General features: G+C 62.1%; 15 protein-coding genes. All 15 read right to left on the minus strand.

Features of this window, described 5'->3' with window-relative positions:
* Window positions 1–31: 31 nt before the first annotated feature.
* Window positions 32–571, minus strand: coding sequence for a 50S ribosomal protein L5 (gene rplE, locus F455_RS0114395; RefSeq protein ID WP_026293391.1), 540 nt, complete (start codon window positions 569–571; stop codon window positions 32–34).
* A 12-nt stretch (window positions 572–583) separates the two neighbouring features.
* Window positions 584–895 (minus strand): 50S ribosomal protein L24, encoded by a 312-nt coding sequence (rplX, locus tag F455_RS0114400; RefSeq protein WP_018974014.1) that lies wholly within the window; start codon window positions 893–895, stop codon window positions 584–586.
* A 134-nt stretch (window positions 896–1029) separates the two neighbouring features.
* Window positions 1030–1398: a 50S ribosomal protein L14 gene (gene rplN / locus F455_RS0114405; protein ID WP_018974015.1), complete on the minus strand. Its 369-nt coding sequence runs from the start codon at window positions 1396–1398 to the stop codon at window positions 1030–1032.
* Between the two features lie 26 nt (window positions 1399–1424).
* Window positions 1425–1700 (minus strand): 30S ribosomal protein S17, encoded by a 276-nt coding sequence (gene rpsQ, locus F455_RS0114410; protein WP_018974016.1) that lies wholly within the window; start codon window positions 1698–1700, stop codon window positions 1425–1427.
* A 9-nt stretch (window positions 1701–1709) separates the two neighbouring features.
* Window positions 1710–1907, minus strand: coding sequence for a 50S ribosomal protein L29 (gene rpmC, locus F455_RS0114415; protein WP_018974017.1), 198 nt, complete (start codon window positions 1905–1907; stop codon window positions 1710–1712).
* Window positions 1907–2320 (minus strand): 50S ribosomal protein L16, encoded by a 414-nt coding sequence (gene rplP / locus F455_RS0114420; protein ID WP_018974018.1) that lies wholly within the window; start codon window positions 2318–2320, stop codon window positions 1907–1909. The genes rpmC and rplP overlap by 1 nt, the downstream gene beginning before the upstream one ends.
* Before the next feature lie 16 nt (window positions 2321–2336).
* Window positions 2337–3101: a 30S ribosomal protein S3 gene (rpsC, locus tag F455_RS0114425; RefSeq protein ID WP_018974019.1), complete on the minus strand. Its 765-nt coding sequence runs from the start codon at window positions 3099–3101 to the stop codon at window positions 2337–2339.
* A 4-nt stretch (window positions 3102–3105) separates the two neighbouring features.
* Entirely contained in the window at window positions 3106–3435 is a 330-nt protein-coding gene (rplV, locus tag F455_RS0114430; RefSeq protein ID WP_211212333.1) for a 50S ribosomal protein L22, read from the minus strand.
* Between the two features lie 15 nt (window positions 3436–3450).
* Window positions 3451–3735, minus strand: a complete 285-nt coding sequence (rpsS, locus tag F455_RS0114435) for a 30S ribosomal protein S19 (protein WP_018974021.1) — start codon at window positions 3733–3735, stop codon at window positions 3451–3453.
* 20 nt (window positions 3736–3755) lie between these two features.
* Complete coding sequence (gene rplB / locus F455_RS0114440) at window positions 3756–4583, minus strand: 50S ribosomal protein L2 (RefSeq protein WP_026293392.1); 828 nt, start codon at window positions 4581–4583, stop codon at window positions 3756–3758.
* 37 nt (window positions 4584–4620) lie between these two features.
* Window positions 4621–4926 carry a 50S ribosomal protein L23 gene (rplW, locus tag F455_RS0114445; protein ID WP_018974023.1) on the minus strand — a complete coding sequence of 102 codons (306 nt, stop codon included), beginning with the start codon at window positions 4924–4926 and terminating at the stop codon, window positions 4621–4623.
* Window positions 4923–5522, minus strand: a complete 600-nt coding sequence (gene rplD, locus F455_RS0114450) for a 50S ribosomal protein L4 (protein WP_018974024.1) — start codon at window positions 5520–5522, stop codon at window positions 4923–4925. The genes rplW and rplD overlap by 4 nt, the downstream gene beginning before the upstream one ends.
* Before the next feature lie 11 nt (window positions 5523–5533).
* Window positions 5534–6175, minus strand: a complete 642-nt coding sequence (gene rplC / locus F455_RS0114455; protein WP_026293393.1) for a 50S ribosomal protein L3 — start codon at window positions 6173–6175, stop codon at window positions 5534–5536.
* A 10-nt stretch (window positions 6176–6185) separates the two neighbouring features.
* Window positions 6186–6497, minus strand: coding sequence for a 30S ribosomal protein S10 (gene rpsJ, locus F455_RS0114460; protein ID WP_018974026.1), 312 nt, complete (start codon window positions 6495–6497; stop codon window positions 6186–6188).
* Window positions 6498–6934: 437 nt separating this feature from the next.
* A partial coding sequence (locus tag F455_RS0114465; protein WP_018974027.1) for an elongation factor Tu occupies window positions 6935–7709 on the minus strand: 775 nt, incomplete at its 5' end.

Raw genomic sequence — 7709 nt, forward strand, 5'->3', positions numbered from 1 at the left:
TCGTATCTCTTTGAGAATTAGTTGCAGCGCATCAATTACGGAAGGGGAAGCTGAAGGCCTCGAGCAGCGCCTTGGCTTCGGCGTCCGTCTTCGCCGTGGTCGTGATCGCGATGTCCATGCCGCGCATCGCGTCGACCTGATCGAAATCGATTTCCGGGAAGATGATCTGTTCCTTGATGCCCATGTTGTAGTTGCCGCGGCCGTCGAAGGCGCGGCCGGACACGCCGCGGAAGTCGCGCACGCGCGGCAGGGCGACCGTGATCAGGCGATCGAGGAACTCGAACATCTTCGCGCGGCGCAGGGTGACCTTGCAGCCGATCGGCCAACCGTCGCGGATCTTGAAGGTCGCGATCGACTTCTTCGACAGCGTCGCCACGGCCTTCTGACCGGCGATCTTGTTCATGTCGGCGAGTGCGTTCTCGAGCACCTTCTTGTTCGCCGCGGCTTCGCCCACGCCCATGTTGAGCGTGATCTTCACCAGGCGCGGCACTTCCATCACGTTCTTGTAGCCGAACTTTTCGGTCAGCTTCGGAACGACGGTTTCTTTGTAGTGTTTTTCCAAACGGGTCATGGCCATGGCTCCTTATACGTCCGCCTGTTCGCCGGTCTTGAACACGCGCACCTTGCGCCCGTCGCCCAGCGTCTTGAAGCCGACGCGGCCGCCCTTGCCCGTAGCGCCGTTGAACAGGGCCACGTTCGACACGTGGATGGGGGCTTCGCGCTCGACGATGCCGCCCGGCTGGTTGGCCTGCGGGTTCGGCTTGGTGTGGCGCTTGACCAGGTTGATGTTCGCGACGACCACGCGGTCGGCAGCGACGCGCAGCACTTCGCCGCGCTGGCCCTTGTATTTGCCGGTGGTCACGATGACTTGATCACCTTTGCGAATTTTGTTCATAACGTAACCCTATATTTCAGTAGAGCCCGGATCGTTGTTGGCTTCGACCCACGCTGTGGCACTTCCACAACCCTGGCTTTCGCCGCCCCCTTAACTTAAGGGGGCTCAAAAAGCCGATATTTCTTCGATGTCCCTTACAGCACTTCCGGCGCGAGCGAAACGATCTTCATGAAGCGCTCGCTGCGCAGTTCGCGCGTGACCGGCCCGAAGATGCGCGTGCCGATCGGCTCGAGCTTGTTATTCAGCAGCACTGCAGCGTTACCATCGAAGCGGATCAGCGAACCGTCAGCGCGACGCACGCCCTTGCGCGTACGCACGACGACCGCGTCGTAGACCTCGCCCTTCTTGACCTTGCCACGCGGGATCGCATCACGGATCGACACCTTGATGATGTCGCCGATGCCGGCGTAACGACGCTTGGAACCGCCGAGCACCTTGATGCAGAACAGCAGCTTGGCGCCGCTGTTGTCGGCTGCGGACAACGTGGATTGCATCTGGATCATGTTCTACTCCTCAACGTCCCACGTTGTTACTGCGCGGCGCGCGTCAGCACCTGCACGACGCGCCAGTTCTTGGTCTTCGACAGCGGGCGCGTCTCGACGATGCGCACCACGTCGCCTTCCTTGCACTCGCCGTTCTCGTCATGCGCGTGCACCTTGGTCGAGCGGCGCACGATCTTGCCGTACAGCGGATGCTGCACCTGGCGCTCGAGCAGCACGGTGACCGTCTTCTGCATCTTGTTGCTGACCACACGACCTTCGATCGTGCGCTGGGCCTTCTCGGCCTTGTTCGTCTGTTCGCTCATGGCCTGCCCTTACTTCGCCGCAGCCGACTTTTCAGTCAGCAGCGTCTTGATTTGCGCGATTTCGTTACGCACGCGCTTGAAGTGATGCGTCTGGGTCTGCTGACCGGCGCTCTTCTGCATGCGCAGATTGAATTGCTCGCGGCGCAGCTCGAGGAGCTGGCTGTTGAGTTCTTGCGCGGATTGCTTGCGGAGGTCTTGGATGTCCATTACATCACCGTACGATTCACGAATTGGGTCTGCACCGAGAGCTTCGCCGCGGCCAGACGGAACGCCTCGCGCGCCTCGACTTCGCTGATGCCCTCGATTTCATAGAGCATGCGGCCGGGCTGCACGACAGCGACCCAGTACTCGACGTTGCCTTTGCCGGCGCCCATGCGGACTTCGATCGGCTTCTTGGTGATCGGCTTGTCGGGGAACACGCGGATCCAGAGCTTGCCGCCGCGCTTGACGAAGCGCGTCACGCAACGGCGCGCGGCCTCGATCTGGCGCGCGGTCAAGTGACCGTGCGTGGTCGCCTTCAAGCCGTACTCGCCGAAGCTCACCTTGGTGGCAACGGTGGAGACGCCGCGGTTGCGGCCCTTCATCACCTTGCGGTATTTGGTATTTTTGGGTTGCAGCATGACTTAGGCTTCCTGATTACTTGTCACGCGGAGCGCGGTCGCCGCGATCGCCACGCGGCTCGCGTTCCGTGCGTTCGCGACGCTCACCGCGCTCGCTGCGCGGAGCGGCATCGCGCTGTTCTTCTTTGCCGGCTTCGGCGGTGTGTGCGGCCAGGTCGAACACCTCGCCCTTGTAGATCCACACCTTGATGCCGATGATGCCGTAGGTCGTTTTCGCCTGAGCGAAGCCGTAGTCGATGTCGGCGCGCAGCGTATGCAGGGGCACGCGACCTTCGCGGTACCACTCCGAACGCGCGATTTCCGCACCGTTGAGGCGGCCACCGACGTTGATCTTGATGCCGAGCGCGCCGAGGCGCATCGCATTGCCGACCGCACGCTTCATCGCGCGGCGGAACATGATGCGGCGCTCGAGCTGCTGGGCGATCGATTCGGCGACAAGCTGCGCGTCGAGCTCGGGCTTGCGCACTTCGCTCACGTTGATGTGGGCCGGAACGCCCATCAGCTTCGACACGTCCTTGCGCAGCTTCTCGATGTCTTCACCCTTCTTGCCGATGACGACGCCCGGACGCGCGGTGTGGATCGTGATGCGCGCGGTTTTCGCCGGACGCTCGATCGCGATCTTCGACACGCCGGCCTGGGCGAGCTTCTCGCGCAGCATTTCGCGCACCTTCAGATCCGCCGCGAGGTACTGCGCGTATTCGCGCTTGTTCGCGTACCACTTCGAATTCCAGTCCTTGGAAATGCCGAGGCGAATGCCGGTGGGATGAACCTTGTGACCCATGTGATTAGCTCCCGACGACCACGGTGACGTGGCTCGTGCGTTTGATGATCCGCGAACCGCGGCCCTTGGCGCGCGCATGCATGCGCTTCAACTGCGGGCCGTCGTCGACCATGATGGTTTTCACCTTCAGCTCGTCGACGTCCGCACCGAGGTTGTTCTCGGCGTTGGCGACGGCGGAGAGCAGCACCTTCTTGATCAGGTGCGCCGCCTTCTTGTCGCTGAACTGCAGGAGACTGGTCGCGCGCCCGACCGGCAGGCCGCGGACCTGGTCAGCGACCAGTCGCGCCTTCAGCGAGGAGATGCGCGCGCCGCGCAGGATGGCTTTTGCTTCGATGCTCATGTCGTCACCTTACTTCTTGGCTTCGGCGGCTTTCTTGTCGCCGGAGTGACCCTTGAAGGTGCGCGTCGCGGCGAACTCGCCGAGCTTGTGCCCGACCATGTTCTCGTTGACCAGCACCGGCACATGGGCCTTGCCGTTGTGCACGGCGATGGTGAAACCCACCATTTCCGGCAGGATCATGGAGCGACGCGACCAAGTCTTGATCGGACGCTTGGTATTGGAACCCGACGCCGCTTCCACCTTCTTCAGCAGGTGCAGATCGACGAACGGACCTTTTTTCAGTGAACGTGCCATTGTTGTCTAGTCCTGTTCTATCAACCGCGACGATCGCGCACGATGAATTGCGTGGTGCGCTTGTTCTTGCGCGTCTTGTAACCCTTGGCCGGCTGACCCCACGGCGACACCGGATGCGGGTTGCCCTGGCCGGCTTTCGCTTCACCACCACCGTGCGGATGGTCGACCGGGTTCATCGCCGCACCGCGAACGGTCGGGCGAACACCGCGCCAACGCTTCGCACCGGCCTTGCCGAGCTTGCGCAGGTTATGTTCCGAGTTGCCGACTTCGCCGATCGTGGCGATGCAGTCCACCGGCACCTTGCGCATCTCGCCCGAACGCAGACGCAACGTGGCGTAACCACCTTCACGCGCGATCAGCTGCACCGAGGCGCCGGCGCTGCGCGCGAGCTGCGCGCCCTTGCCTGGCTTCATCTCGACGCAATGCACGGTCGAACCGATCGGGATATTGCGCAGCGGCAGCGAGTTGCCCGCCTTGATCGGCGCGTCGCGGCCGGCCATGAGCTGATCGCCCACCGCCACGCCCTTCGGCGCGATGATGTAACGGCGCTCACCGTCGACATAGAGCAGCAGCGCGATGTTCGCGGTGCGGTTCGGATCGTATTCGAGGCGCTCGACGCGGCAGGCGATGCCTTCCTTGTCGCGCTTGAAGTCGATGATGCGGTAGTGCTGCTTCGAACCACCGCCCTTATGGCGCGTCGTGATGCGACCGTAATGGTTACGGCCGCCGGTCTTCGACTGCGGTTCGGTCAGCGGTGCGTACGGATCGCCCTTGTACAGCCCCGGCGTCGTCACGCGCACCATGGCGCGGCGTCCCGGAGAAGTTGGCTTCAATGTGATCAGTGCCATTGTTTTGGTTCCGATGAATTCTTGGAGCGAGCCTGACTCAGGCCTTCGCCGTCACGTCGATGGTCTGGCCGTCGGTCAGACGCACATACGCCTTGCGCCAGCCATTGCGCGAACCCGCGCGCTGCTTGAACGACTTGGTCTTGCCCTTGACGTTGATGATGTTGACCGACTCGACCTTGACGCTGAACAGCGCTTCGACCGCATCTTTGACCAGTTTCTTGTCTGCGCCAGCAGCCACTTCGAAAACGTACTGGTTGTGTTCCTGCGCGCGCGCACTCTTTTCAGAGATGTGCGGGGCGCGAATCACGGTGTACAGTTTTTCGTTCTTGATTTCGGTGCTCATGCCAGCCACTCCTCGATCTTCTTGACCGAGTCGACGGTCATGACAACATGCTGCGCATCGACCAGGGTAACCGGGTCCATCGCGGCGACATCGACCACGGCGACCTTATGCAGGTTGCGCGCGGACAGGAACAGATTCTGGTTGACGTCCTCGGTGACGATCAGCGTGCGACCGGTGTGATCGGCAAGCTTGGCGGCGAGCGCCTTGGTGCTGACCTTGTCGACGTTGAACGACTCGACGATCTGCAGACGGCCTTCGCGATTGAGCTGCGAAAGGATCGCCTGAATCGCGCCGCGGTACATCTTCTTGTTGACCTTCTGCGAGAAGTCGCGCGGCTTCGCGGCGAACGCGCGACCGCCGCCGACGAAGATCGGAGCGCGATAGTCGCCGTGACGCGCGCCGCCGCCCTTCTGCTTCTTGAACTTCTTCGTCGTACCCGACATATCCGAGCGCGTCAGCTGCGCCTTGGTACCCGCGCGACCGGCGTTGCGATAGGCAACGACGACCTGATGCACGAGGCCTTCGGAATATTCACGGCCGAACACTGTGTCGGAAACCGACAGCGGCTGCTTGGCGCCTACAACCTGCAATTCCATGATCCTTCTCCTCAAGCCTTGGCAGCGGGGCTGACGATGACGTTGCCGCCCGGCGCGCCCGGCACCGCGCCGCGCACGGCGATCAGGTGCTTCTCGGCGTCGATCTTGACCACTTCAAGGTTCATCATCGACTGACGCGTGGCGCCCATGTGGCCGGACATCTTCTTGCCCGGGAACACGCGGCCCGGCGTCTGACGCTGACCGATCGAGCCCGGCGCGCGGTGCGACAGCGAGTTACCGTGCGTCGCATCGCCCATCGTGAAGTTCCAGCGCTTGATCGTGCCCTGGAAGCCCTTGCCCTTGGTCACGCCGGCGACGTCGATCTTCTGACCGACCTTGAACACTTCCTCGGCCTTCAGTTCGCCACCGACCGCGTAGCCGCCGATGTCTTTCGCGTCGACGCGGAATTCCCACAAACCGCGGCCGGCTTCGACCTTGGCCTTGGCGTAATGACCGGCAAGCGGCTTGGTCACGAGCGCAGCACGCTTCGTGCCCGCCGTCACCTGGATGGCCGTGTAACCGTCCGTCTCGACCGTCTTCACCTGGGTGATGCGGTTCGGCGTCGCTTCGATCAGCGTAACTGGCACCGATTCACCGGCTTCGGTGAAGACTCGCGTCATGCCGCACTTGCGGCCGATAATTCCGATAGTCATTGCTGTGATCTCAATAAAGCTTGATCTGCACGTCCACGCCGGCGGCGAGGTCGAGCTTCATCAAGGCGTCCACGGTCTTGTCGTTGGGATCAACGATATCCATGACGCGCTTGTGCGTGCGGGTTTCGTACTGGTCGCGCGCGTCCTTGTCGGCGTGCGGCGAGGTCAGGATGGTGTAGCGCTCGATCTTGGTCGGCAGCGGAATCGGGCCGCGCACTTGCGCGCCGGTGCGCTTCGCCGTCTCAACAATCTCGCTCGCCGAGCGATCGATCAAGCGATGATCGAAGGCCTTGAGCCGGATGCGAATCTTCTGGTCAGCCATTGCCGTGTCCTAATCTGAAAGAACGTTGCTTGCCCGCAGCGAAGCCTTTGCCTTACTGCGGCGACCCGGTTCCGGGTCGATGGGTAAAACTGCATTACTGGATACGAACAAATGGGCGAGCCGTTGCGGGCTCGCCCAAACTTGAAATTTTTTCGCCCACCGATGCCTTATCAGCACCGAAGCGATCGACCATCCTTGTCCGCGAAGTCGAAGTCCGTCCTGGGCCTCATTTCGCTGCATCGCCAGCCAAACTTAAACGGTTGGTCGGCGAGGGTCTTCCATTATAACGGGATTTTTCCGAAATGGAATAGGCTGAACAAAAAATCTCAGCATGCCTTCCGCCTAACTCATTTTGATCTCGCCGACATGAAGCGACCGGCTTCCCGGTCGCCTTGAACGGCAAGCAGTTATTGCGACAGCGCGCTGTCGCAATGACCTTACTTGATGATCTTGGCCACGACGCCCGCGCCGACCGTACGGCCGCCCTCGCGGATCGCAAAACGCAGACCCTCGTCCATCGCGATCGGGTGGATCAGGCTCACCACCATCTTGATGTTGTCGCCCGGCATGACCATTTCCACGCCTTCAGGCAGCTGCACCGAGCCCGTCACGTCCGTCGTGCGGAAGTAGAACTGCGGGCGGTAACCCTTGAAGAACGGCGTATGACGGCCGCCTTCTTCCTTGGAGAGGACATAGACCTCAGCCTCGAAGTCCGTGTGCGGAGTGATCGAGCCCGGCTTCGCCAGCACCTGACCACGCTCCACGTCGTCGCGCTTCAGACCGCGCAGCAGCAGGCCCGCGTTGTCGCCCGCACGGCCCTCGTCGAGCAGCTTGCGGAACATTTCCACGCCCGTCACCGTCGTCTTCTGCGTCGGACGGATGCCGACCACTTCGATTTCGTCGCCAACCTTGATGATGCCGCGCTCGATACGTCCGGTCACCACGGTGCCGCGGCCCGAGATCGAGAACACGTCTTCCACCGGCATCAGGAACGCCTTGTCGATGTCGCGCTTGGGCTCCGGAATGTACGTGTCCAGCGCCTCCACCAGCTTGATGATCGCCGGCACGCCGATTTCGCTCTGGTCGCCCTCGAGCGCCTTCAGCGCCGAACCCTTGATGATCGGGGTGTCGTCGCCCGGGAACTGGTACTTGCTCAGCAAGTCGCGCACTTCCATTTCGACCAGCTCGAGCAGCTCGGCGTCGTCCACCATG

It is taken from the genome of Rudaea cellulosilytica DSM 22992 (assembly GCF_000378125.1).
In the GTDB taxonomy this organism is placed as follows: Bacteria; Pseudomonadota; Gammaproteobacteria; order Xanthomonadales; family Rhodanobacteraceae; genus Rudaea; species Rudaea cellulosilytica.